Origin of the sequence: Streptomyces liliiviolaceus, from assembly GCF_018070025.1 — a bacterium.
In the GTDB taxonomy this organism is placed as follows: domain Bacteria; phylum Actinomycetota; class Actinomycetes; order Streptomycetales; family Streptomycetaceae; genus Streptomyces; species Streptomyces liliiviolaceus.
On sequence record NZ_JAGPYQ010000002.1, the window covers coordinates 1,569,251 to 1,593,792 of the forward strand.

The window sequence follows — 24,542 nt, forward strand, 5'->3', positions numbered from 1 at the left end:
CCGCGGAGGCAGCGGAAGCACCGGAGGCCGTAGGGGCCGCGGTCACGGCTCCACCACCAGCGCCTTCACGATCCGCACCTCGTCGCCGCCCACGGAGCGCACCCGGTAGGGGCCCACCGCGGCGGGGATCGTGAGGGTCTCCGCGAAGGCCAGGAAGTGGCTGCGACCGTCATGGGTCTCGACGACGGCTCCCTGGCCGGCGGCGACGTTGAGGATGTGGAAGCGGCCCGCGGTGTCGTCGGTGATGTCGGCCTCCGGGGCGACGACCAGCCGGTGCACGGCGTAGAACATCTCGGGCAGCGCGCCGACGACCTCCTCGCGCCAGCCCTCGCCGGCGCGCAGCGTACGCGGCTGCTGGATCAGGTCCTTCACCACGTCCTCCCCCCGCCGGGCCGTGTCCAGGTTGGCGAACCCGTGCTCGTAGGGCAACGGCCGGGACGCTCCGGCGGCGTCCTTGCGCAGCCAGTCGTACAGGCGCAGCGAGTACAGGTACGGGGTCGCGCTCACCTCCAGCACAAGGTTTCCGGCGCCGGAGGCGTGCGGGGTGCCCGCGGGGATCATGAACAGCTGGCCCTGGACCGACTCGTGCGTCTGTATGTGGTCCTGGACGGGCAGCGGGGTGCCGTCGGCGATGGCCTCCTCCACCTGGCGCCGCATGACGTCGGGGTCCGCGTCCTCGGTGAGCCCGAGCAGCACGTGGGCGCCGTCCTCGTGCGCCGTGACGTAGTACGTCTCGTGCTGGGTGTACGGCCAGCCGAACACCTCCCGCATGTACTGCTCACGGGGGTGCAGATGCAGGGAGAGGTTGCCGCCGCCCATCGTGTCGAGGTAGTCGAAGCGGATGGGGAAGGAGGTGCCGAACCGGCGGTGCACCTCTTCGCCGAGCATGGCTTCGGGGTGCTCGACGCACAGCAGCTGGAACGGGATCTCGACCTGCGCTCCGTCCTTCTGGCCGACGAGCACGCCCGCTTCGGGAGCGATCAGTTCGTAGCCGAGGGCGGTGTTGCCCGCCTGCGGGGTGAAGCCCAGTTCGCTCGCCGCCCACCGGCCGCCCCAGGGCGTGGAGTTGAAGTACGGGCGCGTGCGGACGGGCCCGTGCGCCAGGTGGCGCAGCGTGCCGCGCAGCGCGGTACCGTCCAGGGACGCGGGGGCCGCCGGGTCCTGTGTGTCGATCCATCGGTCGACCCGGCCGGCGATCGCGTCGCGGTGGCGGTCCAGCACGGGCCAGTCGGTGTAGAAGAGCCGCACCAGGTCGCCCGGTTCGCCGGAGCGGCCCAGGTTGGCGCCGACCGGCAGCTCGCCCTTGGCGACGGCGGCTTCGGCGTACCGCTTGGGCAGGTCGGCGTACCAGAGGACGTCCGGTTCGCAGAGCGCCGCGCCCGGGCCGAGGACCAGCAGCACACCGTCGCCCGCGGGCCTTGCCGGCCGGGGCACGGCGTCGAAGAGGTCCTCGACGGCCGCCTGCGACAGCGGGGTGAAGAACGGGTCGTCGGCGGGGTGGGGCGGGGCTGCGATCCGTTCGGCGGCGGAGGGCGCGTAGTGATCGCGTACGTCCGACCGCTGTGGCTCCCGACCCGCCATGCGCACGGCGGCCGTGAGGCCGTCGGTCAGGGCGTCCCAGTCCAGCGCGGCAGGACCGTCCACGGCCAGGACGAGCGGACCGGGCGGCAGCGCGGCGACCGCGGCCGGCCACCCCGCGGTCACCTGGCCGTCGACCGGTTCGTAACTGGGGTGGGGATCGTACGAACGAGACGCGGACTGCACATCTGCTCCTCAATAGGCTCTGTCGGTGCGTTAACGATAACAACGCCTGTCCGAGAGAGTCCATCCTTGATCCGGGGTCATTTGAACCGGCATTCAGCTTCACAAGCTGGCCTTTTCAGCAGGCGAGAGTCCACTCGCGCTTCTTCTGGCTACCAGACCCTTGCCACTGCGGAGATGTTGTCGTTAACTTCCACGCAACACCCACTCGGCAACCCCGGGCGTTCCGGGACACCTCTGTGCCCTGTGGTTCACATTCGGCCATGTACATGGCTCGCTTCCGTGAAGGTGATCAATGTCAGCATCGGGCAGGACCCGAAGTGCGGCCGCGCCGCTCGCCCGGCGCCGCCTTCTCGCCGGGATGGCCGCGGGCGCGGCCACGCTCGCCGCGGGAGGCTGCGCCCGCGGAGACAGCACGTCGGCGCAGCCGGGGACCACGAGCATCTCCAACGACAACGCGACCTGGGACGACGGCTACCGGGCCGCCGGACGCGAACTGGAGAAGATCACCGGCTACGCGCTGCGGCCGCTGTCGAACCCCTCGGTGACCTCGTACCAGCAGGTCGTGCAGATGACGCTGCAGACGTCGAAGGCCACCGACCTGGTCAAGTGGGCCTCGGGCTACCAGCTCAAGCGGCTCGCCCGTGCCGGCGGCCTGACCGACCTGTCCGGCGTCTGGGGGAAGTACCAGGCGAAGGGATGGGTGCGCGGCGCCTCACGGGACGCGGTGTCGTACCGGGGAAAGGTGTACGGGATCCCCCTGTACGAGTCGTACTACGTGCTGTTCTACAGCAAGCCGGTGTTCAAGAAGCTGGGGCTGTCCGAGCCGCGGAGCTGGGACGAGCTGCTGCACTGCGCCGAGGTCCTCAAGCGCAACAAGATCACGCCGTTCCTGGCCAGTCAGGTCGGCGGCTGGCCCGCGATCGAGTGGTTCCAGGAACTGGTCACCAAGGTGGATCCTCGCTTCTACCAGAAACTGGTCACCGGCAAGGCCTCGTACACCGACGCCCCCGCCCGCGAGGCGATGGACGTCTGGCACGACTTCATGCGCAAGGGCTGGATGACCTCGCCCGACTTCGACCAGGCAAGGGGCCCGGGGGCGCTGAAGGCCGGGACGGTCGGCATGTTCCTGCACGGCACCTGGCAGGCCCAGGGAATGACCGCCGCGGGCATGAAGCCGGGCGTGGACTACGGGGCGTTCATCCTGCCCACCGTGCGGTCCGCGACGCCGAAGAGTGTGATCGCCGAGTCGGGCGTCTTCACCGTGCCCGCCCGCGCCTCCTCGCACGACGCGGCGCTCGCGAACGTCGGGTCGTGGCTCGCACCGCCCGTCCAGCGGGTGTGGAGCGACTTCCTCCAGGACAGCTCCGCCAACCCGACGGTCCGGTCGGACAACCCCGTCGTGGCCGAGCTGCAGCGTGACGTCGCCAAGGAGCGCCGGATCCCGCTGATCCGTTACTGGGAGGCCAGCCCGCCGAGCCTCATCCAGGGCAACACCAACGACCTGGGCGGGTTCATGGCCGGGCAGACCTCGCCGGGGACCACGCTGCGCCGGATGCAGGAACGTGCACAAGACGAATGGGCAGCCTGGAGGCGCGACGAGGCATGAGCACTTCTACGACCGACCGACCCGCCACCGGCGGGAGCAGACGGACACCGCCCGTCGGCGGGGAGCCGCGTCCCGCGGAGCGGCACGCCTGGATCAGCGGACGCGAGCGCCTGACGGCCGGCGGGTTCATGGCGCCGTCCGTGCTCCTGGTCGCGGTGTTCCTGCTCGCCCCGTTCGTGTGGACCATCCACCGCAGCTTCTTCGCCGACACCCGGACCTCCCCCTTCAGCTGGTTCGACAACTACACCCGGTTCGCCTCGGACCCGGCCCTGACCCGCTCGATCCAGAACACGCTCCTGTGGGTGGTGGGCACGGTCGTGCTCCCGTTCGTGCTCGGGCTGGCCATCGCCTGCATGACCGACGCCACCCGCTTCTCGCGCCTCGCCCGGCTGTGTGTCGTCCTTCCCTACGCGCTGTCGGGCTCCGCGGTGGCGGTGGTCTGGAACTTCATGCTGACCACCGACGGCGCCGTCAACCAGGTACTGACCTCGGTGGGCCTCGACTCGTTCGCGCAAGGGTGGCTGCTGACCTGGCCGGGCAACACCCTCGTGATGATCCTCGCCAACGCCTGGCAGGCGACCGGTGTGGCCGTCATCCTCTTCCTGGTCGGACTGCAGTCCATCCCCCCGGAGACCCTCGAAGCCGGCTCCCTGGACGGCGCGGGCAGCTGGCAGCAGTTCCGCCACATCGTCCTGCCGCAGCTGCGGCCCGTGTCGATCATCGTGATCGGTATGAGCCTGGTGAACGGCCTCAAGTCGTTCGACCTCATCTGGGTGCTCACCCAGGGCGGCCCGGGACGGGCCACGGAGACGCTCGCGGTGTCCATGTACAACGAGACCTTCCTGGAGCTGCGGCCCGGCGCGGGAGCGGCGATCGCGGTGGTCCTGACCGTCATCGTCCTGGCGGCCTCCTGGCTCTATCTGCGCCGTCAGCTCGACGTGAAAGGCGAATGACCATGTCCCTCGGCCGCGTCCTGCGCACCGGCACCGTCGCGGTGCTCGCCCTGCTCTGGTTGGTCCCGACCTGGCTCCTGGTGGTCAACGCCCTGGTGCCGGCGGAAAGTTACTCGGGCAGCCCGCACTGGCTCCCGACGGAGTTCGGGCTCTTCGACAACATGTCCCAGGCCTGGGACAAGGCCAACCTCGGGCCGGCGTTCGGCAACAGTCTCCTGTACTCCGTCGTCAGCGCGCTGGCCGCCGCCGTACTGGCCGCGGGCGCCGCCTTCGCCACGATCATCATGCCCGTGAAACACCGGGCCCTGTGGTTCTGGGTGATCTACTCCGGCACGCTGCTTCCCCTGCAGGTCTTCATCCGCCCGCTGTTCCTGTCGTACGCGGAATCGTCGTTGTACGATACCCAGTTCGGGCTCGTCCTGATCTACACGGCGATCGCGATCCCCTTCGCCTTCTTCGTCATGCGCAATTACGCCCTCACCCTGCCGAAGGAGGTCGTGGAGGCCGCGCGCCTGGACGGGGCGTCCTGGTGGCGGCTGTTCTGGCAGATCCACGTGCCGCTCACCAGGTCCGCCATGATCGCCGTGTTCGTGTTCCAGTTCGTGGCCGTGTGGAACGACCTGATGTTCGGCATCACGCTGACCACGAGCCGCAACATCCGGCCGGTCATGGCCGCACTCGCCGACCTCCAGGGCAACTACTCGAACGTCGGTCCCCCGGTCGTGCTGGCCGGCGCCCTCCTGGTCTCCCTGCCGACGCTGGTGCTGTTCTTCTCCGCCCAGCGCTTCTTCATCAGCAGCCTCAGGATCCACCGCTGATCCCGTACGTCTCCTCCGTACGCCTCGTCCGTACGTCTCCTCCGTACACCTCTCTTCGTCCGCCTCCTCCCCCTCCTCCTCTTCGTGAAGGGTGAACCATGCCGAGACAGCTGCTCCGCCGTGCCACCGTGACCGCCGTCTGCGCGGGCCTGCTCTGGACCGCCGTGCCCGCACACGCCGGGTCCGCCCATCCCGTCCGCCCCCGCCCCGTCGCGCAGTCCCTGTGGGCCGACCGCGCCACCGACGCCTACCGGGCCCTGCAGACCCACCTGTACGAGGGCAAGGACCAGCACGGTCTGTATCTGGAGCACACCCCGCGGCAGGCGGCCGACCCGGCGCACTCCTACCTGTGGCCGTTCCGCGAGGCCGCGGCTGCGGCCGTCGACATGCAGGAACTCCCGCGCGTCGGAGGGGACTTCCGTGCGGACGCGGCGGAGCGCTTCGACACGGTGGAGCTGTACTTCGCCGGCGGCGACCGGCCCGGCTACCAGTCGTATCTGCCCGCGCCGCTCGGCTCGGGCGGCGACGTCTACTACGACGACAACGCCGTGGTCGCCCTGAGCCTGCTCGACCAGTACGAGTCCACCGGCGACAGGACGTTCCTCCGGCGGGCCGAGAACGTCATACCGGTCGTCACCCGAGCCTGGGACGGCGACACAGGCAAGACATGCCCGGGCGGCATGGACTGGGTCGACTCCCCGGGCAACAACGTCCGGGCCACCAACGTCACCTCGCTCTCGGCCCAGCTCGCCGCCCGCCTCTACGAGCACACCCACAAGGCCGCCTATCTCCAGAAGGCCGAGCAGTGGTACGGCTGGGTGTCCTCGTGCATGCGCAAGGCACCGGGCCTGTACGTCAACGACCGCAACGACGACGGCAGCACCAACGAGACGCTGTGGACGTACAACTCGGGTGCCATGATCGGCACGGCCACCGCGCTCTACCGCGGAACCGGCAGGAGCAGCTGGCTGGCCAAGGCCGTCACCGACGGCGACGCCTCACTCGCGTACTGGACACAGGGCACCCGACTGCACGACCAGCCGGCCGTGTTCAACGCCTTCTACTTCAAGGACCTACTCGACCTGGACGCCGTCCGCCCCAACTCCGCCTACCGGCAGGCCATGAGCGGCTACGCGGACAGCACGTACAGGACCAACCGGGACACCGCCAACGGGCTGTTCCGCTTCCAGCCGTCGAACGGCGGCGACTACGACCCGCAGGCACCGGCCGCGACCCTCAACCAGTCGGCCATGGTGCAGATCTTCGCCACCCTGGCCCAGGGCGACCGGCGCGGCCCCGGGGGCGGGCCGAAGCAGGCCCCGTGACCACCGGCTTGCGATCCTGACCGCACCCCCGCACCCCCGCCCTCCCGACACGAAGGATGATCACGCACCATGCCCAAGCCACCGCTGACCCGGCCGTCCTGGTGGGACTCCGACATCGCGCGCGACATCCTGCGCGACCGCGTGGTCACCGCCACCGTCGGCCTGGGTGACCTGGAGGTGCGCCTGTCGGGCGAACCCCTGTTGCGCCACGACGGCTCCGGCGGACTGCTGCAGTCCATCCGGGTGCGCATCCACCGTCAGGGCGCGGCGGCCGGGACCGGGGCACCGCGCGTCACGAGGGCCCGGGTCACCACCGACGGTGGCACGCCCGTCCGCAGCGAACTCCTCTCCGGCCCCGGGACGGACCTGCGCGTCCTGGTGCCGGAGGTGGACGCGCCCACTCCCCTGCGGATCGAACTCCCCGACCTGGCGGAAGGCACCTGGCTCGACTTCGAGGCCCGCCCGCAGCGCCACTGGACGCTGCACCTGGTGCAGCACTCCCACCTCGACATCGGCTACACCGATCCGCAGGGCCGGGTCATGGCCGAGTCCCGCGCCTACCTCGACTCACTGCTCGAACTGTGCCGCGACACCGACGACTGGCCGGAGCCCGCCCGGTTCCGCTGGGCCGTCGAAGGGTTCCACTCCTTCCAGGATTGGAGCGCCAACAGGCCCGCGCGCCAGGTGGAGAGCTTCCTGGACCGCGTGCGCGAGGGACGCGTCGAACTGACGGCGATGCCGTTCAACCTCCACACCGAGACCTGTTCCACGGACGAACTGCACGAACTGCTGCGCCCGGTCACGGAGTTGCGCGACCGCCACGGCATCGACATCACCACGGCCATGCAGACCGACGTGCCCGGGCAGGTGGTCGGCCTGCCCGACGTCCTGACGGACAACGGCATCCGCTACCTCTCCGTGGCGCACAACTGGGCCGGGCGGGCCGTCCCGCACCTCGTCGGCGGGGCACACCTGCCACGGCTCTTCCGCTGGCAGGCGCCGAGCGGCAACAGCGTCCTGGTGTGGCGTACGGACACACCGCACGGTCTGGCGTACATGGAGGGCTCGATCCTCGGTTTCGACGAGTCCTACGACAGTGTCGACGACCTGCTGCCCGCCTACCTGTCCGCCCTGGCCCGGTTCCCCCATCCGCACGAGGGCCGCGGGATCCCGGGCTTCCCCATCCTCGACGGGACCTCCGCCGCCACCGCCGGCGTCGAGCCGTATCCGTGGGACGTCCTGCACCTGCGCGTGCTGGGCAAGTTCGCGGACAACGGCCCGCCGCGCCGGATCATCGCCGACACGGTACGCCGCTGGAACGAGGAATGGGCCTTCCCGCAGCTGCGGGCCTCCCGCAACGAGGACTTCTTCGTGGACGCCGAGCAGCGCGTCGGGGACCGCCTGGAGACCTACCGGGGCGACTGGAGCGACTGGTGGGTGGACGGGGTCGGCGCCGGAGCCGTCCCGCTCGCCGCCACGCGCCGCGGCCAGGCGGCCCTCGCCGAAGCCCAGACCGTGGCCGGATACGCGCACCTGATGGGCGTACCGGGCAGCGCGGCGGTCACGGCGAAGGCGCCGGCCGTGTACCGGGCGGCCTCGCTGTTCAACGAGCACACCTGGGGTGCCGGCGATCCCTGGACCCACGGAGACCACGGCCACGGCTCCGGGGAGCAGCAGTGGCACTGGAAGTACGCACAGGCCATGCGCGCCCACGACGACGCGGAGACGCTCCTGGACTCCGCGTCCGCGCTGCTCGGGGAGGCGTTCGCCGCGTCCGCGGACGCGCTGGCCTCCTTCCATGTCGTCAACACCTGCAGCTGGCCGCGCACGGAGACGGCACGGCTCTTCCTGCCGGAGAGCACGGTCGCGCTGCGCGACGCGGTCCAGGTCCTCGACGCCCGCACCGGCATTTCGCTGCCGTTCGTGGAGGAGGCGCAGAGCAACGACCGCCACCGGGCGGCCGGGCGGTTCCTGCACGTGCCCGTCGCCGACGTACCGGCGTGCGGGTCGCTGCGTCTGGACATCGTCCCTGGCCCGGGCGGCGACGACCGCGCTGACGTGTCCGGGGCGGCGACGTCCGCGGACCCGACCGTGCTGGAGAACGCCCCGACCGTCCTGGAGAACGGCCACCTGCGGGTCACCGTCGACCTGCGCGAGGCCTGCATCGGCTCCGTCGTCGACAAGCGCACCGGACGCGAACTGGTCCGGCAGGACGCCGTCATCGGCTTCAACGGTTACGTGTACGACGAGTACGCCACGGCCGGCGCGTTCAACCACCAGTCCAGCAAGACCGTCGCCGACGACTCGATGCACCTGCTCGCCTCGCGCAGCACGGCGCCGCCCGCCGCACTGGTCGACCGCACCACGGACGCCACCGGCCAGACCCTCGTCTACGAGTGCGCCCCGGCCGGGACCCGCCGGCTCCGGGTGAGGGTGCATCTCCCGCACGGCGCGGCCCGTATCGACGTGGAGAACCGCATCGACAAGACGGCGACGCTCACCAAGGAGAGTGCCTTCTTCGCCTTCCCGTTCGCCCTGGACGACCCCACCGTGCGCACGGAGGCCACCGGCGGCGTCCTCGGCACCGACCGGGAGACCGTGCCGGGGTCCGCCACCCACATGCGCGCGATCCGCCGCTGGATCAGCCTGAGCGACGCCGGCCATCACGCCGCCCTGTCGACGGCCGACGCCCCGCTCGTGCAGCTCGGCGGGATCGCGATCCCGTACGCGCCCTATCCGCAGTCGCTCCCGCAGGAGGAGCCGGGCACTGTCTTCTCCTGGGTGCACAACAACATCTGGGACACGAACTTCCCGTCCCAGCAGGCGTTCCACCACACGTTCCGCTACAGCGTCGCCTTCACCGGGGCCGACGGGAGCGCCGAGAACGCCGAAGGGCTCGGGGAGCGACTGGCCGTGCGTACGGCGGCTGTCACCAGCCACCCACTGGTAGCGGTCCGCGCCCGCGCCGGGGTCCATGTCGGAGCCGACGCGGACCTCCCGGCGCAGACACGGTTGCTGACCTTGGACGACGCCCGGGTGCGGCTCGTCGGGCTGGCCGTCCCCGGTGAGGGGCGGCTCATGATCCGTCTGCAGTCACTGGTGGACGCTCCGGTCACCTGCCGCGTCGGAACGCCGCTCGGGGGCGGGCAGGCGTTCCGCACCAATTACCTCGGCCTGGACGCGCACGCGATCGACGTGGAGCCGGGCGGAACCGTCCCGGTCACCGTGCCGGCACTCGGCACGGCGGCGGTCGTGCTCCACCTGGCCCCGGCGTCGGACGGGTGACGGCCGCGGGGGACGCCGACGGCAGGGACGGGCCCGGCGCACGCGCGGCGGTCAGGCGGCAACGCGCTGCGGTCAGGCGGCGGCGGCTTTCTCGTGTGTCTCGCGCTTCCAGAAGCCGGAGAAGGTGATGCGCGACTTCGGCAGTCCCAAGCGGTGCAGGTGCCGTCGGCCCTCGGTGGCGAGGGTCGACTCCCCCACGACGAAGGCATAGCCCGTCGGGCCGGCGGGCACGTGCCGACGCAACTCGTCGAGTGCGGCGGCGCCGGGCACCGCGGACGGGTCGTCGCGCACCACCCAGGTGACGGTCATTCCGGCCGGGGCGTCCAGGTCGCGGCGGTCTCCGGCGGTCGGGATCTCCTGGATGACACGGCCGACCGCTTCCCGCGGGAGGGAGCGCAGGATTCCGGCCGTCGCGGGCAGACCGCTCTCGTCGGCGACGAGCAGTACCTCGGAGGCGTCGTCGGGGCAGTCGAACAGCAGCCCCTGATCGAGGAGCGCGAGCTCCTCGCCGGGGGCCACCCCGCAGGCCCAGATCGCCGCGGCGCCCTCCGGTTCGCCGCCCGGACCGCAGTGCACGACGAAGTCGATGTCGAGCTCCGCGGCGTCGGGACGGAATTCGGCCACGGTGTAGTTCGCGCAGTGCGCCCGCTCGTCCTCGGGTGTGGCGAGGAACGGCTTCCACCAGACCGGTCCGGAGATCTCCGGCAGCGGGAACTCCTCCTGGTGCGGTTTCCGAAGGAACAACCGGAACCACTGGTCGTAGCCTTGCCACGGGAACGTGGAGAGGTCGGGTCCGGCCACGGTGACCCGTTGCATGGAGGACGTGTACCGCTCGCTGCGTACGACATGGCAACGGAACAGCCGGGGCTGCCGGGGCATCAACTTCGGGTTCTTCGACACGCAGTAAGGCTAGCCTTAGCTTACTTCGCTGCCAACCCCGGTCTCGTACGACGGTGAACGGGCGGCCCGGCCGACCGGACAGCGCGAGCAACACACGCAGCACGGGCAGCACGAACGACACAGGCGGCACAGGCGGCACGAGCGGGCCGGACGAGGAGGACCGTATGAGGGTCGTCGTCACCGGGGGCTTCGGTTTCCTGGGACAGCAGGTCACCGATGTTCTGCTCGCACGGCGGACCCTGTGCGGTGCGCCCGTCGACCGCCTGCTGCTCGCCGACCGGAACGTGCCGGCCGCGACCCCGGTGGCGGACCACCCCCTGGTCGACGTCGTCCGGGGCGACCTGAGCGAGCGCCTCGACGACGTCTTCAGGCACCCCGTGGACGTGGTCATCCACCTGGCGTCAGCCGTGTCGGCCGAGTGCGAGAGCGACTTCGACCTCGGCATGACCGCCAACCTGGACACGACGCGTGCGCTGCTCGATGCCGCCCGCGCCCAGTCGGCCGCCGGCGGACCGACGCCCCGCGTGGTCTTCTCCAGCAGCGTCGCGGTGTACGGCTCCGACCCCGCGGCACCCCTGCCGCCCGTGGTCGACGAGCGGACGCTGCCGACGCCGCAGTCGAGTTACGGAACGCAGAAACGCGTCTGCGAGCAGCTGATCGCCGAGTACACGCGCCGGGGCTTCGTCGACGGACGCGTGGCGCGCCTCATGACCGTCGCGGTACGGCCGGGCGCACCGAACGCGGCCGCCTCCGGCTTCCTGTCCGGCATCATCCGCGAGCCCCTCTCGGGCCTGCCGGCCACCTGCCCGGTCGATCCCGCCCTGCGCGTCGCGCTGGCCTCACCGCGGCGCACCGTCGAGGGCATCCTCCGCATCGCCGAGGCCGGACGCGACAACGGTCCCGGGTCCCTCGAAGGCAGGCTTCCGGTCAATCTGCCGGCGCTCACGGTCACGGTCGCCGACATGCTCGACGCGCTGCGCCGGGTGGCCGGCGACGCCGTCGCCGACCTGGTGACCGTCGCACCCGACCCCGCCATCGAGGCGATCGTCGGTTCGTGGCCCGCTTCGTTCGACAACGCACGTGCGAGAGCACTCGGCCTGCGCCCCGACGACGACTTCGAGTCGGTCGTCAGGGCGTACATCCAGGACCACCCCGACGCCGTCACCGTCGCCGTCGGGAAGAGCGGTCACTGAGGGAGGGGTTCAGCCGGCGGCGGCCAGCGCCCGCAGTCGGTCCAGCGTCTCGCGCATGACGTCCGGCAGGTCCTGGTCCTCGGTGGCGGTGACCCATCGCGAGAAGGCGACACGGAACACGGCGATGCTGGTCTCGGCGGCCAGGCTCGCCTCGATCTCCCCGACGCCTCGATGCCGCAGCCTGTCGGCCAGGGCGGCCGACAGGGAGGTGAGCTTGATCAACTCACGTTCACGGAGATCGGCGTTGGCCATGATCACGGCTTGTCGCTTCCGGGCGAGCTCACGGTCGCTGCCCACCATCCGGGCCACCGCGTCGAGTACGGCCGCGACGGCGTCCAGCGCCGACGCCGTATCCGGCACCTCCGCGAGAACACCCAGCGACTTCTCCTCCAGTGCGGAGGAATCGTCGAAGAGCACCTCGCGTTTGTCGGCGAAATGCCGGAAGAACGTGCGTGCGGTGACGCCGGCCCGCTCGGCGATGTCCGCCACCATCGTCTGCTCGAACCCGCGCTCCATATAGAGCGACAGCGCGGCCTCGCGCAGCCGGTCACCGGCCCCAGGCTTCCACCGTCCCATGCCGAGAGTGTAGGTGATGTCACCTGGTGACACCCCGCTCCACCCACGGTGATGTCACGCGATGACATCACCGTGCTAGAGTGATGTCATTCGATGACATCACTCGTGGAGGCCCCGATGAAGCGCATCCAGTACCACCAGTACGGCGGACCCGAAGTCATGCGGCTGGAGGATTTCGAACCGGCCCGTCCCGGTTCCGGCGAGGTTCTGGTCCGCGTGCGGGCAGCCGCGGCCAATCCGATGGACTGGGGTATCCGCAGCGGTGCCATGAAGATGGTGACGGGGCGGAAGTTCCCGCGTGGACTGGGCTACGACTTCGCGGGCGTCGTCGAGGCGGTCGGCGAGGGCGTCACCCGGCTCGCCGTCGGCGACGAAGTCCTCGGCGGGGCGTCGATCAAGGCGTCGGGAGCCTTCGCCGACATGGTCCTGGCCGCCGAGAAGGGCGTGGTGAAGAAGCCCACGGAACTCCCCTTCGAGGAGGCCGCCGCCATCCCGACCGTCGGCCTCACCGCGCTCCAAGCCGTGCTCAAGAAGGGGAAACTGCAGCCCGGACACTCGGTCTTCGTCAACGGCTGCCTCGGTGGAGTCGGCCGAGCCGCCGCGCAGACCGCGCTGGCGCACGGCGCCTCGGTGGGAGGCAGTTGCCGCGCCAACGCAACACCGGACGCGCGCGAACTCGGCCTCGACCCGATCGTCGAGTTCGACTTCGACCCGACGGCGCTCAGCGGCCGGTTCGACCTCGTCGTCGACACCGCGGGCACGCTCCCGGCCGACGCGGCGAAGAGGATGCTGAAGCCGGGCGGACGCATCGTCAGCATCCACCCCACCCCCGTGAACATCGCGAAGAGCGCGCTGCCGGGCCCGTACAACGTCTTGATCACCAGGCCCGTCACGGCGGATCTCGAAGAGGTCGCGCGCGCAGCCGGACGCGGCACGCTGCGGGTGCCGATCGCCCGCACGGTGCCGCTCACCGAGGCCATCAAGGCGCTCACCGAACTGGAGCGCGACGGCACGCCCAAGGGCGGCAAGCTCATCATCACGGCCGGCTGATCCCCGCCCCCACCACAGGAGTTCTTCGATGAGCGCACAGATCTGGGTGCTCGGCGGCACCGGGCGCAGCGGCCGTACCGTCGCGGCACGGCTCGCCCGACTCGGGCTGACAGCCGTCCTGGTGGGCCGGGACGCGAACCGGCTGCACGCCACGGCACAGCGGATCGGCGGCGAGACACTGCCGGCCCCTTCCCTTGCGGCCGCCGCGGCGGAAATCCGGCGGCAACGCCCCGCCGTGGTCGTCAACACGGTCGGTCCGTTCACCGCAACGGCCCCTGCCGTCGTCGACGCCTGCCGCGCCGTCGGCAGCCACTACATCGACCTGGCGAACGATGTCCCGGCGCTCCTGGCCGCGTACGAGATGCACGACGCGGCCACTCAGGCGGGGCAGACCGTGGTCACCGGTGCCGGGTTCGGTGTGACCGCCACCGAGAGCGTCGTGGTGAAGCTGTGCGAGAACCGTCCCTCGCCGCTCCGGGTCCGTGTCGACATGGTGCCCTCGATCGCGATGGAGGAAGGCACCGCGGGTGAAGCCCTGATCGGCACCCTGTTGGGCAGCCTCGACGGCCGTCGGATCACCGACGGCCGCCTGGCACCCGCCCGGCTCTTCGGTGACCCGGTCCGCCTCACCCTGCCGGACGGCTCGCGGGTCACCACCGCGAGCATGCCGTCGGGCGAACTGCTCGCGGCTCACCGGGCGAGCGGGGCCCGCCATGTGCTTTCGGCGACCAGCGAGGCGCCGTCCTCATCCCTGATCCGGGCCATGACACCCGCCCTGAGCGCCCTCATGCGACGGGAGCGCCTGCGCTCGTTCGCCACCCGCCGCCTCGCCCGGGTACGCGTCAGAGCGAAGGAGCGTCCGCGCGATCACTCCTGGGGGCACGCCGTCGTGACCTGGGCGGACGGCGAGAATCGGGAGGGGTGGCTGCGTCTGGGCGACGCGCAGGAGTTCACCGGAGCGGTGTCCGCAGAGATCGCCCGCCGGCTCCTGGCCGGCGAGGGGCGCCCTGGCGTGTACACCCCGGCCGCCCTCTTCGGGCCCACCCTCGCCGAATCGTGCGGCGCCGCGTATCTACTGACCGGGCGCGGCGGCAGCGGCAAACGGTGACTTGCCACGATCCTGGCGGCAGAGGTCGGCCGGGGCCAAGAACGACCCCTCAGCGTCAGCCCTGGGCCAGCTCCGCCACCGGCTGCCACTTCTCCCACGTCGCCAGACGTCCCTCATAGTCGGCCTTGGCGATGTTCAGCGGCGCCTTGCCGAAGAAGCAGCGCAGCGGCGGCTCGTCGGCGTCCACGATCTCCATCACGGCGGCAGCGGACGCATTCGGGTCGCCGGGGGTGCCGACACGCTTGCGGCGCTGCTCCTGAACCTCCTTGTGGAACTCCGCGTACGCCGGCAGCGGTTCGGACGTGCTCGACGAGGAGCCGGCCCAGTCGGTGGCGAAGCCGCCGGGCTCGATCAGGGTGACCTTGATCCCGAACGGCGCGACCTCCTGGGCGAGGGCCTGACTGAGCCCCTCAAGAGCCCACTTCGACGCGTGGTAGATGCCGACCAGCGGGAACGCGCTGATCCCACCGATGGAGGAGACCTGCAGGATGTGACCGCTGCCCTGCTCACGCAGGAACGGCAGGGCCGCCTGGGTGACCCACAGAGCCCCGAACAGGTTGGTCTCCAACTGCGCGCGGGCCTCCGACTCGGAGATCTCCTCCACCATGCCGAAGTGGCCGTAGCCGGCGTTGTTGACCACCACGTCGAGCCTGCCGAACCGCTCGTGCGCCTGCCGCACGGCGGCGAAGTCCGCCTCGCGGTCCGTGACGTCGAGTTGCAGGGGCAGGAACCGCTCACCGTAGGTCGCGACAAGGTCGTCCAGCTTGGACAGGTCGCGTGCCGTCGCGGCCACGGAGTCGCCGCGCTCCAGCGCGGCGATCGCCCACTCGCGCCCGAATCCGCGTGAGGCACCGGTGATGAACCAGATCTTCTGCGTCATGGCATCCTCCTCAGGAAACTCGTCGGCCGAGCCCGCGTCGTCATGCCGTCGCGCGTGACGGTGCGGGTTCTCTGACTCCAGGACTCCAGCGAACACCTTCGAGTGCACTCCAGGGCAAATCGACACCCGCTGACCAGGGACCTTCGGCTACTGCGGACCACCGCGGTCCGATGGGGCGCGCGAAGTCCGGCTGCCGCTGCCTGAACGGCCCCGTCCTCCCCGGTGGGCACACACTACGGTGGGATACGTGTCCGGGTTCTCCGTGCGGAAGTTCTACGACGAGTTGGCCGACGACTACCACCTGATGTTCCGGGACTGGGACGCGAGCATGGCCTACCAGGCCGACGTACTGGGCGGGCTCGTCCGCACGTCTCTCGGCGCGGGACCCCACACCGTACTGGACTGCTCGTGCGGGATCGGCACCCAGGCCATCGGGCTGGCCCTGGCCGGACACCAGGTCGTCGGCAGTGACCTGAGTCCGGTCGCCGCCGCACGCGCCGCCGCCGAAGCGTCGGTCCGGGGCCGCAGGCTTCCGACCGCTGCGGCCGACATGCGCCAACTGCCCTTCAGGAAAGCGTCGTTCGGCGTCGTCCTCTGCGCGGACAACTCGCTCCCCCACCTGCTCTCCGGGCAGGATGTCCGGGCGGCGCTCCGCGGCATGAGACGGGTACTGCGAGACGACGGACTGTTGCTGATCACCGTCCGGGCCTACGACGAGTCGCGCCGGACCAGGCCCACGGGGACACCTCCGCAGGTCTCGGAGACATGTGACGGCCGAGTGGTCACCTTCCAGCTGTGGCACTGGCATGAGGACGGCGAGCGCTACGACCTGGAGCACTTCCAGCTCACCCCCGCCGAGAACACCTGGCGGGTCCGAGTCCGCCGGAGCACCTACTGGGCGCTGACATCGCCGCAGTTGACAGAGTTCGTGACGGAAGCCGGCTTCACCGATATCACCTGGCACGGTCCGGCTGCCGGCGGGTACTACCAGCCCGTGCTCACCGCACGGCGTGCTCCCGCTGCGCGGAGCCGATCCGCCGATCCGGGCTGAGGAACGAAGCCCGGTGCACGCAGACTAAAGAACTGTGCGCTCACACGTAACGACAGGCATCGATACAGAGGGCATCTTCTCCTGACAGCGACGAAATGGAGCAGACGATGGCAGGAGAACACGCTCGCTGGATCGTGGCATTCGACGCCTCGTGCGGAACGTGCAGGGAAATCTCCGATGCGGTCCGGACCGCTTGCGACGGCAGGCTTGAGGTGCTGCCGCTGACCGACCCGCAAGTGCAGCAGTGGCGTGTCCGTGCTCTGGGCCCCGAGCCCGATTGGACGCCGACCCTGCTGAAAGTGGCGGACGAGGAAGTGCGGGCCTGGACCGGACCGGCCATGGGTGTCCCCTTGGCCCGCCGCCTGGGAGCACGCTCCGGGGCACGAGTGCTTGTGGCCCTGGGGACGTTGCGCCGCAGGGCCAAGGCCCGTAGCCCGGAAGCGGTGGAACGGGCCGGTATGGGACGGGCGCGTTTCCTGCGACTGGGTGCCGGCCTCGCTGTCGCAGGCGGCATCGTGGCGACCGGCCGTTCCCCCGCCTTCGCCCACCAAGCCGCCGAACGGGCCCGGACATGGGCTCAGAAACATCCGGAGCAAATCCCGCGCACCTATGCCGAGTTCATCCGCTGTCCAGCGGCCTTTCGGAATGCCGCCTACCAGCAACTGTCACCGGCCGAACGTGCTGACCTGTGGCGCGAGCAGTGGAGGCGCTACCGCGCGATACACGGAGACCTGACAGCAGATCAAATTCGTGTGCTGGACGAGTCTCTGGCCATCCTCGACGACGCCTCCGTCTTCGCGGCTCCGTCCACAGCACCGGCAAGCGAACGTCCGGCGGTGCACGAGCGGCTCGAAGAGCTGAGGATCTCCGCGATCCGATCCTTCGGACGCGATGATGCCCACGGCCTGTTCGCCAGCATCGGATCACAGGAACCCTCGGCCTCGCGCGCCGCGGCACCCGACTGCGAGTGCTCCACCGTCTCCGACTTCTGCGTCGTCAGATGCGTCTACAAGTCCTGCAACTGCTTGGAACCCATCGTGGGCTGCGGCTGGCTTCTTCTGTACAAGTGCAACGGCATGTGCACCTGCCCTTGAGGCCGGTGATCCTGTGCGCTGTTCCGTCGGGCGTCGATGCGCGGGACACCGTGCGGCACCGTGTACCAGTTCCGCCGACCCGCCGAACCTCGTATGTGATCAAGATTCGGGCGGGGCCGCCGGATTCATCGACATCTCGGACGACCGGTCCGGAACGGTCGTCCGATCCCGTGACATGGGGGCCGGCCGTACCGTCACCCTCGAATACGGCACCATCGCCGGAGCGCAGCGCGGGTGGGCCAAGATCAGCGGCACTACCGTCAACAATGATCTGGTGTGGATGGACTGGACGACGGACGGCGGCTCGTCGTGGCTCCAGTGCGGCCCGTTCGCCGTCGACCGCGGCCCGGGCACCTCGAAGACCAGCGCCGCGAAGAAGACGATGGATGTGTCGGGCTACCAGTTCCGCGCATGCGGCTACCTCAAGAACGCCGGGCAGACCAAGTGCACATCGCCTTGGTGGTGACTCCACTGCGGGGGGACTCGCTTGACCTCCCATCGGGGTGAAGCCGTGCAGCGTGTGCCTCCTCTTCACTCGGCGGCGTTGTCATAGGCAACTGGCAGGATCGGCTGCATGAGTGAGATGCATGAGTCCAACGAGGCTGCCGTTACTGCCGTGTTGACCACGCCGGAGGCATGGCGCGGCTACCTGCGGCGGTACGACGAGCTGTATCTGAGGAACCGTGCCTCCGACCAAGAGCTTTTCGATCTCTTGGAGGAGGACGAGGTGGAGGCTCTCGACGAAGGAGGGCGGCTTGAAAGGTGGTTGGGGGAGGAACCGGCCCAGGACGAGACCGTGGCAGCGGCCGAGGGTCGGCTCGGCGTGCGGTTCCCGCCCAGTCTCCGCGGGTTCTTGCTGGCCAGCGACGGATGGATACGGGTGAGCGGGTGGGTGGATCTCGTATATCCGTGCGCGCGCATCGCGTGGATGCGCGATACCGGGGCCGGTGCGAGCCTCATCCCGCTCTACGGAGAGGAGTTCGACAACGACGAGTACGCGGACCTGTTCCGCCGGTCCATGGAGGTCGCCGCAGGCGAGGACGTCTGGCTGCTCGATCCGGCGGACATCGGGCCGGACGGCGAGTGGGCCGCGTACCTGTTCACACCGAAGTACGGTGATCTACGGAAGTTCACGAGCTTCCCCACGCTCTTCCATCACGGGTACAAGGCCATGGAGTAGCCGGCCCACCCCTGCTCCCTTTGGCAGCGCCCCAGCAGAACGCGTCGACTTGTCAGAGGCATCGTCTACCTTGCGGATCATGGGAAATTCAGGCGGATCATTGACGACCCGGGCCACGGGCGAACTGCACCAGCTCATGCGTGCGGCCGGGTTCAGGGGTATCGACGAAGCTGAGACATTGGCGGAGGGCTGGCAGGTCGCCGACTTCGCCGACGCCGGACAGCGCAGCATGGCGAATCTCGTCCGGCACACGGGAACGTCGGCCCTCATGGTGTCCTTCCACGACAGCGATGTGGGTTTCGTCGAGGGCCTCACACCGGACGGCAACAGTTGGGAGGGGCTACTCAACCGGGAGATGGCGGAGAGCTACGAGATACCACTGGAGCACTTCCCCCTCGAACCCGCCGTGGCCGGCGCACTCGCCTGGTCGGCCGCCGCCGGACTGACACCCGACGAGGAAGCCGTCCGGCGGACACTCACCGGGTCGGCCCTGTTCGTGGAAGAGCTCTCCTCAGCCCTCCTGGTCGCCCTGGGACTGCCCGGCGCGGCCCAGGAAATCGCGTGAAGACCAGGTCCAGGTAGTCCAGGTGCAGGAACCGGCTTGCACCGGGCGTTGTCAGAGGCATCAGGCACACTGCGCCGTATGAACTCGGTAACCGCGCACGACTACGCCTGGATCCGCACCTCGCCGCTCTTTCGGCACATGATGGAGAGCGGATACACTCTCACACTGATACGAGGCCGGACCCCGCTTGAGGTGCTGCACGCGATGGAGGCGGAACCGCGCGGTACCGGGGAGGGCACGGCCGGACTGATCGAGGCGGACGACGCCCACCGCGCCGAGCTGGGCCACGACTACTGGGACCAGTCCTACGTCGCGGGCGCTTTCGGCACTCCGGGCGAGAACGGTGACTGGACACTCGTCCTCGGCTTCGACGGTGGCCTGGGGTTCGCGGCGCCGAGCGTGGAAACGCTGTCGAAGAGCGGCCGTATCGTGGCGCACTCGACCAACGGCGGCAAACCGATCCATCTCTTCCACTGGTTCGAGGACGGTGAGCTCCGTACGACGTTCGAGGGCCCTTCGTCGCGCGACGGCAGCACCCCTGACGAACTGGTCCCCCTGCTACGGGAAGTGGGCTTCCCGCTGACGCCCGAGGGAGAGCAAGACGAGAGCGCCCCGGACGTCGACATGAAGGCGGCGGCCTTCGCTCTGACCGAGAGACTGACCGGCGTACGTGTCACCGAATCCCTCCTCCAGGAGGCTACGTACGAGCTGGGACTCGTCCCCGATCAGCCCGCCGAGGAGTGGACCGGCCTGGTCATCGACATCACAGATGCCCACGGGAAACGTCTGTACAAGGAATGGACCTACGAGGAGATCGCGGCGGCATCGGACCGCGCACGGGCCGAGGCGAACGCGCCGATCGTGATCACCTACGACAAGCCGCCGGCCACGGATGGCTCGCATCACGAGACAGGTGAGTAGCGAGCGCGCACGTGAAGAGCGCCCCGACGTATTCGCCGCCCTTCGCAAGGAACTCGCCGCCATGGAGGCCGCTAGATCACGGTCCGGGCAGAGCCTTCCTGTGAGGCAGCCAGGGCCTCAACAAAGCGCTTCACGTCGGTGGAGTCGAGCACCAAGGCGACCGGGACTATGACAGCCCTGATCAGGCAAAGTGTGTGCGTGGCCGTGTGACGCCTAGACCCTCTAGTGTTCATGCCATCATCCACGCGGAGAGAGCCGAATGCCTTGCGGCCCGGATCGCACTGATCTCCTCCCGCTGCGAAATGGTCCGCAGCCACTATTTGACACAAAAAATCGTGCTCACTCTGGTGGAGAGTTGACGATCACATCGGCAAGTCGACCGGTGGCCACCTCAGCGATGAAAGGTCTTCAGCAACTCAGCTACAACGCCCTCAATATTCGGTCAGGCACCACACGGATCAACTGACTTCAGCTTCGCCATCCCTCAAACGGGTGACTTCGGCATCCACGGATCATCACGAAGTGCCACGGAAGTTTCGTTTTTTCTCGCACGCCACTCCTTCCACCTCTCCGGATCTGGCCCGTTCTCCATGCCGAAGGCGGCATAGTGACACGTAGCAAAAATGCGCGTAGCCTAACGACCCTGGTCGCCTTACACAGAGTCAGGAAGCTTGGCTGCATGACGACTTGAGGCACCTGAAGGAGACTTTCATGCCTGACGCAGACCCCATGTACCTCCGCAAGCGACTCAGTACCCAATTGCAGGTCGCACGCAAGAAGGCTGGGTACTCGCAGCCAGATGTGGCCGATGAGATGGTGTGGTCCTTGTCGAAGGTTATGCGGCTGGAGTCTGGTCGAACGAAGATCTCGGTCACCGACCTGAGAGCTTTGATCACCTTCTATGGAGTTCCCGACGAAACGGCTGCCGAGCTGATCGCCCACGCTCAGGAAGCCCGACGCCAGCCGTGGTGGCAGGAGTATCGCAACATCCTTTCCGAGGGCTTCAAGTCGTATCTCGGCTACGAAGCGTCCGCATCAATCGTGCGGAACTATGAAGTCCTGTTCGTCCCAGGACTCTTGCAGACCGAGGAATATGCACGCGCAATCCTGGCCCGGTCCGTGGTGCCAGAGAAGGAAGAGCTCCTCGAATTGCGACTGCGACGTCAGGAACGGCTGCTGCAATCGTCCACAGGGACGGAGCTACGCTTCCTGATCGACGAGGCAGCGCTCAGGCGCGTCATCGGTACCCCTTCCGTGACGCGCGCCCAGATCGAGCACCTGCGGGAGATCGCACAGCTCAAGCACGTACAGATCGGAATCATCCCTCTTGGAGCCGGCCTGTACCCACTACTTCGCTCGCCGTATGTCATCTTCGAGTTCCCCAGCGCAGAACAGGACCGGGTGGTGTACCTGGAGAACCCGGACGGCAGCGTCATCCTCCGCGACAAAGCCACCACCGGCGTACACCGCAGCGTCGAGGACTACCTCGAAGCCTTCTGGGAGGTAGAGAACGAGTACGCAACTCCAATCACGGAGTTCCAGCTACAACATGATCCGGTATAGACGGTCGACGAGTCTACAAAATTCCGCGATCGTCCTGGATCGCGGTGAGAAAATACCACCAACAGGGAAGGCTCACGGTCAGCAAAAAAACATCACAACACTTCGAATCTCGCACCACAACACCGTCTTCACACGGGCTTACTTCCACACAATTAGTGTTCTCACTGAAGGAACTCTTACGCCAGGAACGCATCGGATCCGACAAGGCCTACCTCCCCCGCATGTCCTACGTGTTTGAGCCTACCCCGCCGTATGACGCTAGACGACGCAACCGCCAAGGCCGCTCGAGCGCCACTCGCCCACCACGGCACAAGAAGGAGGAACCTACGTCTTACAAAACAACGTGACTCATCACGAGCCAAATAGGCAAGGCTGTTACAAGCCATGCACCCGCACATAAAAACGAGTTCGAAGGAGGAGTTCCCGATCCAGCCGGCACAGCTTGAAATCGAGAACTCCTCCAGGTGAAGCACCTTCCCGCAGTGAACGGACGAAGGAAGCCTCATGCCAGATACTAGCCCGATCCACGTCCACAGCGACCCTGCCACCGATCTGCGCTTGCAGTCACGGTCGGCCCACCAGCACACGATGCCGATCACGGCTTCGGGAAGGGGGCAGTGATCATGACTCCACCCCCCTCCTCCGCGCCACCCCCGCACCGCATACTGCTGGTTCTCATCGCGCTCCTCACTGGTCTGACTGTGGCCTTCGCCGCTGCTTTGGTTGCCGGCGTCATGCACACCGAACCCCTAGACGTCGTCAAGTGCGCCGGAGGAACCTTCATCGCAGTCACTCTGCTCGTCCTCGAAATCCTGCGAGCACTGCGCTCGTAAACCCGGTCCATGAGCCCGTGCGCAGTAGGCGGCAAAGTGTTGAGCCCGTGGTGGTTGATCATGGTCAAGTTGCGGGGAGCTAAGCCCGTACAGTGATCATCAGGAATGATCGAATCACGGGCTCAATGGTCGCGGCGAACCCATCGAACGGTTCCTTGGCACGATCACCTGCCTTCGTTATTGGACCGCCCAGGATGTGCCGGCCTACCGAGCTACCAAGTTCGTCAATCTCGTGAAGAGATTCCCCATCTCGTCCCGGTCGTCGCGTCACAGCCCCTTGGACAGTTGCTCCGGTGAACTACCCCTGCGCATAGCACTGCTGCGATGCCTGAGGTGACCCGTGCCGGCCTCTCCGCGATGGCTCGTGAGGAATGACAAAAGACGGAGTCGTTCCGGGTGCCTGTTGCTGGTGAAGTCACGAAGACGTGGCCTGCCGACACCGTGAGGATGGTGCACGGCCAAGGCGCTTCCGGCGCCCGGAGATCACGGAAGGCACACGATGATCACGTCAACCATTGGCAAGTTAGGCGGTGCGCTGCTCGCGGTGGGCGCCGCGGTGAGCGTACTGATCCCCTCGTCGGCGGTCGCAGCACCCTCGACCGTCCAGGCGAATCAGGACGGTGTGTGCACCGGCGGCGAATACTGTTTCGCCAGCAACATCCTCGGCAACGGAAGCCTGTCCGACTTCTCTGTCGCCGACGCCAACCTCAACAACAACGTCTACACCACGCCCGGTCTCGGTCAGGGCTCGCCACTGGGCAACACCGCGAAGTGGGGCTGGAACTACGACTCGACGCGCAGCGCCGTGATCTGCACAGGCACCAACTACACGGGCAGTTGCGCGGGTGCGCCCCCGAACACCGGCGGCCAGTACAACGTGACCTACCGGGGCAATGTCGAGTCCATCTACTGGACGTAGTCCGTTGCGCGGGATCGTGGTGGCGCTCATCCTGACTGCCGCCGCCGCGTTCACCGCGGGGTGCTCCGCAGACCGCCGGGAAGAACCCGAAGAGGTACCCGTGCTGCTGCGGAGCACCGGGCTCCGGCTCCCGCTGGACGCGTACTTGCTGTCCCCCGGCGAGACGACGAAGGTAACCGAGGCGCATCGGGTGCTCGTACGGCGGTGCATGGTCAGGTTCGGGTTCGACTATCCGCCCGTTGCGGAGGGGGAAACGGGCGGCGGCCTGTCGAGCTGGACGGAGCGTCGGTACGGGATCACCGACCCGGCGGAAGCGGCGGTCCGCGGATACCGGCTGCGCGCCCCGGCCGGGCCGGCCTCGGCCGCCGACCCGGGGCCACGGGAACGCATCGCGCTGACCGGTAAGGGAGGAAGCCGGGTCAAGGGCCTCGCCGTTCCGGAGGGAGGATGCGCAGGGGAGGCCGGGCGGCGGTTACGGGCGGGTGGCCCCGGCGACGTGGATCGGGGTCTGGCCCAGTCGTTGTCGACGGAGAGCTATGAACGGTCGGTCAAGAACAAGGACGTCCAGGCCGTGACGCGGCAGTGGTCCCGGTGCATGCGGGCGAACGGACTGGACTATGCCAATCCGCTCGACCCACCGAAGGACCCGCGCTTCCAGGGCACCGCCGTGTCGACAGCCGAGCGCGACACCGCGAAGACCGATGTCGGTTGCAAGAAGCGGACGAATCTCGTCGGCGTGTGGTTCACGGCTGAAGCAGCGGTCCAACGGTCGCTCATCCACCGGAACCACGAAGCGCTGGCCCGGGTCGCGGCGATGAACCGGACAGAACTCACCGCCGCCCAGGCCGTACTGCCGAAGTGAGCTGCACCCATCCTGCACCCGTCGGCGATGGGTGCAGCTCCTGTTCTGCGCCTCATGCCCACTGCCCCTTGAAATAGACAGCTAACACTCGTAGCC

22 protein-coding genes are annotated in these 24,542 nt (G+C 68.5%); 17 read left to right on the forward strand and 5 right to left on the reverse strand.

Going from position 1 to position 24,542, the window contains the following annotated elements:
* Positions 1–42: 42 nt before the first annotated feature.
* Entirely contained in the window at positions 43–1,764 is a 1,722-nt protein-coding gene (locus J8N05_RS42355; RefSeq protein WP_247706912.1) for a class I mannose-6-phosphate isomerase, read from the reverse strand.
* Positions 1,765–2,056: 292 nt separating this feature from the next.
* Between J8N05_RS42355 and J8N05_RS42360 the strand changes: the two genes are divergently transcribed.
* The 5 genes from J8N05_RS42360 to J8N05_RS42380 all read left to right on the forward strand — a co-directional run bounded on the left by J8N05_RS42360 (position 2,057) and on the right by J8N05_RS42380 (position 9,751).
* Positions 2,057–3,370, forward strand: a complete 1,314-nt coding sequence (locus tag J8N05_RS42360; RefSeq protein ID WP_210892728.1) for an ABC transporter substrate-binding protein — start codon at positions 2,057–2,059, stop codon at positions 3,368–3,370.
* Positions 3,371–3,498: 128 nt separating this feature from the next.
* Positions 3,499–4,323: a carbohydrate ABC transporter permease gene (locus tag J8N05_RS42365; RefSeq protein ID WP_384279232.1), complete on the forward strand. Its 825-nt coding sequence runs from the start codon at positions 3,499–3,501 to the stop codon at positions 4,321–4,323.
* The gene (locus J8N05_RS42370; RefSeq protein WP_210892733.1) at positions 4,320–5,141 is read left to right on the forward strand and encodes a carbohydrate ABC transporter permease; all 822 of its coding nucleotides are present in this window, start codon (positions 4,320–4,322) and stop codon (positions 5,139–5,141) included. The genes J8N05_RS42365 and J8N05_RS42370 overlap by 4 nt, the downstream gene beginning before the upstream one ends.
* 98 nt (positions 5,142–5,239) lie before the next feature.
* Complete coding sequence (locus tag J8N05_RS42375; RefSeq protein WP_210892735.1) at positions 5,240–6,466, forward strand: glycoside hydrolase family 76 protein; 1,227 nt, start codon at positions 5,240–5,242, stop codon at positions 6,464–6,466.
* Positions 6,467–6,535: 69 nt separating this feature from the next.
* Complete coding sequence (locus J8N05_RS42380; RefSeq protein WP_210892737.1) at positions 6,536–9,751, forward strand: glycoside hydrolase family 38 N-terminal domain-containing protein; 3,216 nt, start codon at positions 6,536–6,538, stop codon at positions 9,749–9,751.
* 72 nt (positions 9,752–9,823) lie between these two features.
* Here the strand turns inward: J8N05_RS42380 and J8N05_RS42385 are convergent, their stop codons facing one another.
* On the reverse strand, positions 9,824–10,651 hold the full coding sequence (locus tag J8N05_RS42385; RefSeq protein WP_210892739.1) for a siderophore-interacting protein: 828 nt from the start codon (positions 10,649–10,651) through the stop codon (positions 9,824–9,826).
* A 164-nt stretch (positions 10,652–10,815) separates the two neighbouring features.
* Here J8N05_RS42385 and denD point away from each other — a divergent pair, with 164 nt between their 5' ends.
* A complete protein-coding gene (gene denD / locus J8N05_RS42390) occupies positions 10,816–11,844 on the forward strand; it encodes a D-erythronate dehydrogenase (RefSeq protein WP_210892741.1) in 1,029 nt (342 codons plus the stop codon).
* A gap of 9 nt (positions 11,845–11,853) precedes the next feature.
* Here denD and J8N05_RS42395 read toward each other — a convergent pair whose 3' ends face one another.
* The gene (locus J8N05_RS42395) at positions 11,854–12,420 is read right to left on the reverse strand and encodes a TetR family transcriptional regulator (RefSeq protein WP_210892743.1); all 567 of its coding nucleotides are present in this window, start codon (positions 12,418–12,420) and stop codon (positions 11,854–11,856) included.
* Positions 12,421–12,537: 117 nt separating this feature from the next.
* Here J8N05_RS42395 and J8N05_RS42400 point away from each other — a divergent pair, with 117 nt between their 5' ends.
* Together J8N05_RS42400 and J8N05_RS42405 are read left to right on the forward strand one after the other, a co-directional pair.
* Positions 12,538–13,470 (forward strand): NADP-dependent oxidoreductase, encoded by a 933-nt coding sequence (locus tag J8N05_RS42400; RefSeq protein WP_210892745.1) that lies wholly within the window; start codon positions 12,538–12,540, stop codon positions 13,468–13,470.
* 28 nt (positions 13,471–13,498) lie between these two features.
* On the forward strand, positions 13,499–14,578 hold the full coding sequence (locus J8N05_RS42405) for a saccharopine dehydrogenase NADP-binding domain-containing protein (RefSeq protein ID WP_210892747.1): 1,080 nt from the start codon (positions 13,499–13,501) through the stop codon (positions 14,576–14,578).
* Between the two features lie 55 nt (positions 14,579–14,633).
* On the opposite strand, the gene J8N05_RS42410 is transcribed toward J8N05_RS42405, so the two are convergent.
* Positions 14,634–15,458: an SDR family oxidoreductase gene (locus J8N05_RS42410; RefSeq protein ID WP_210892749.1), complete on the reverse strand. Its 825-nt coding sequence runs from the start codon at positions 15,456–15,458 to the stop codon at positions 14,634–14,636.
* Between the two features lie 247 nt (positions 15,459–15,705).
* Between J8N05_RS42410 and J8N05_RS42415 the strand changes: the two genes are divergently transcribed.
* From J8N05_RS42415 to J8N05_RS42445, 7 genes are all read left to right on the forward strand, one after another.
* Positions 15,706–16,509 carry a class I SAM-dependent methyltransferase gene (locus J8N05_RS42415; RefSeq protein WP_210892757.1) on the forward strand — a complete coding sequence of 268 codons (804 nt, stop codon included), beginning with the start codon at positions 15,706–15,708 and terminating at the stop codon, positions 16,507–16,509.
* Between the two features lie 95 nt (positions 16,510–16,604).
* Positions 16,605–17,603, forward strand: coding sequence for a bacteriocin fulvocin C-related protein (locus J8N05_RS42420; protein WP_210892759.1), 999 nt, complete (start codon positions 16,605–16,607; stop codon positions 17,601–17,603).
* A gap of 175 nt (positions 17,604–17,778) precedes the next feature.
* On the forward strand, positions 17,779–18,069 hold the full coding sequence (locus J8N05_RS42425; protein WP_210892761.1) for a hypothetical protein: 291 nt from the start codon (positions 17,779–17,781) through the stop codon (positions 18,067–18,069).
* A gap of 108 nt (positions 18,070–18,177) precedes the next feature.
* Complete coding sequence (locus J8N05_RS42430; RefSeq protein WP_210892763.1) at positions 18,178–18,783, forward strand: SMI1/KNR4 family protein; 606 nt, start codon at positions 18,178–18,180, stop codon at positions 18,781–18,783.
* Positions 18,784–18,862: 79 nt separating this feature from the next.
* The gene (locus J8N05_RS42435; protein ID WP_210892765.1) at positions 18,863–19,348 is read left to right on the forward strand and encodes a hypothetical protein; all 486 of its coding nucleotides are present in this window, start codon (positions 18,863–18,865) and stop codon (positions 19,346–19,348) included.
* A gap of 78 nt (positions 19,349–19,426) precedes the next feature.
* Positions 19,427–20,269: a DUF6461 domain-containing protein gene (locus J8N05_RS42440; RefSeq protein WP_210892767.1), complete on the forward strand. Its 843-nt coding sequence runs from the start codon at positions 19,427–19,429 to the stop codon at positions 20,267–20,269.
* A gap of 711 nt (positions 20,270–20,980) precedes the next feature.
* Entirely contained in the window at positions 20,981–21,832 is an 852-nt protein-coding gene (locus J8N05_RS42445) for a helix-turn-helix domain-containing protein (protein ID WP_210892769.1), read from the forward strand.
* Positions 21,833–21,845: 13 nt separating this feature from the next.
* Here the strand turns inward: J8N05_RS42445 and J8N05_RS42450 are convergent, their stop codons facing one another.
* Positions 21,846–22,025, reverse strand: coding sequence for a DUF397 domain-containing protein (locus J8N05_RS42450; RefSeq protein ID WP_210894253.1), 180 nt, complete (start codon positions 22,023–22,025; stop codon positions 21,846–21,848).
* Positions 22,026–23,164: 1,139 nt separating this feature from the next.
* Here J8N05_RS42450 and J8N05_RS42455 point away from each other — a divergent pair.
* Together J8N05_RS42455 and J8N05_RS42460 are read left to right on the forward strand one after the other, a co-directional pair.
* Positions 23,165–23,584 carry a hypothetical protein gene (locus J8N05_RS42455; protein WP_210892771.1) on the forward strand — a complete coding sequence of 140 codons (420 nt, stop codon included), beginning with the start codon at positions 23,165–23,167 and terminating at the stop codon, positions 23,582–23,584.
* A 100-nt stretch (positions 23,585–23,684) separates the two neighbouring features.
* The gene (locus J8N05_RS42460) at positions 23,685–24,446 is read left to right on the forward strand and encodes a hypothetical protein (RefSeq protein ID WP_210892773.1); all 762 of its coding nucleotides are present in this window, start codon (positions 23,685–23,687) and stop codon (positions 24,444–24,446) included.
* The last annotated feature ends 96 nt before the right edge of the window (positions 24,447–24,542 follow it).

Excerpts from the sequence above, each read along its gene's own strand:
- J8N05_RS42370 (WP_210892733.1), top strand. The coding sequence starts at position 4,320 with ATGACCATGTCCCTCGGCCGCGTCCTGCGCACCGGCACCGTCGCGGTG.
- J8N05_RS42425 (WP_210892761.1), top strand. The coding sequence starts at position 17,779 with ATGGGGGCCGGCCGTACCGTCACCCTCGAATACGGCACCATCGCCGGA.
- J8N05_RS42450 (WP_210894253.1), bottom strand. The coding sequence starts at position 22,025 with ATGCGTTCCTGGCGTAAGAGTTCCTTCAGTGAGAACACTAATTGTGTG.
- J8N05_RS42395 (WP_210892743.1), bottom strand. The coding sequence starts at position 12,420 with ATGGGACGGTGGAAGCCTGGGGCCGGTGACCGGCTGCGCGAGGCCGCG.
- J8N05_RS42420 (WP_210892759.1), top strand. The coding sequence starts at position 16,605 with ATGGAGCAGACGATGGCAGGAGAACACGCTCGCTGGATCGTGGCATTC.
- J8N05_RS42445 (WP_210892769.1), top strand. The coding sequence starts at position 20,981 with ATGCCTGACGCAGACCCCATGTACCTCCGCAAGCGACTCAGTACCCAA.
- J8N05_RS42375 (WP_210892735.1), top strand. The coding sequence starts at position 5,240 with ATGCCGAGACAGCTGCTCCGCCGTGCCACCGTGACCGCCGTCTGCGCG.
- J8N05_RS42435 (WP_210892765.1), top strand. The coding sequence starts at position 18,863 with ATGGGAAATTCAGGCGGATCATTGACGACCCGGGCCACGGGCGAACTG.
- J8N05_RS42360 (WP_210892728.1), top strand. The coding sequence starts at position 2,057 with ATGTCAGCATCGGGCAGGACCCGAAGTGCGGCCGCGCCGCTCGCCCGG.
- denD (WP_210892741.1), top strand. The coding sequence starts at position 10,816 with ATGAGGGTCGTCGTCACCGGGGGCTTCGGTTTCCTGGGACAGCAGGTC.
- J8N05_RS42455 (WP_210892771.1), top strand. The coding sequence starts at position 23,165 with ATGATCACGTCAACCATTGGCAAGTTAGGCGGTGCGCTGCTCGCGGTG.
- J8N05_RS42410 (WP_210892749.1), bottom strand. The coding sequence starts at position 15,458 with ATGACGCAGAAGATCTGGTTCATCACCGGTGCCTCACGCGGATTCGGG.
- J8N05_RS42440 (WP_210892767.1), top strand. The coding sequence starts at position 19,427 with ATGAACTCGGTAACCGCGCACGACTACGCCTGGATCCGCACCTCGCCG.
- J8N05_RS42365 (WP_384279232.1), top strand. The coding sequence starts at position 3,499 with ATGGCGCCGTCCGTGCTCCTGGTCGCGGTGTTCCTGCTCGCCCCGTTC.
- J8N05_RS42380 (WP_210892737.1), top strand. The coding sequence starts at position 6,536 with ATGCCCAAGCCACCGCTGACCCGGCCGTCCTGGTGGGACTCCGACATC.
- J8N05_RS42430 (WP_210892763.1), top strand. The coding sequence starts at position 18,178 with ATGAGTGAGATGCATGAGTCCAACGAGGCTGCCGTTACTGCCGTGTTG.
- J8N05_RS42405 (WP_210892747.1), top strand. The coding sequence starts at position 13,499 with ATGAGCGCACAGATCTGGGTGCTCGGCGGCACCGGGCGCAGCGGCCGT.
- J8N05_RS42400 (WP_210892745.1), top strand. The coding sequence starts at position 12,538 with ATGAAGCGCATCCAGTACCACCAGTACGGCGGACCCGAAGTCATGCGG.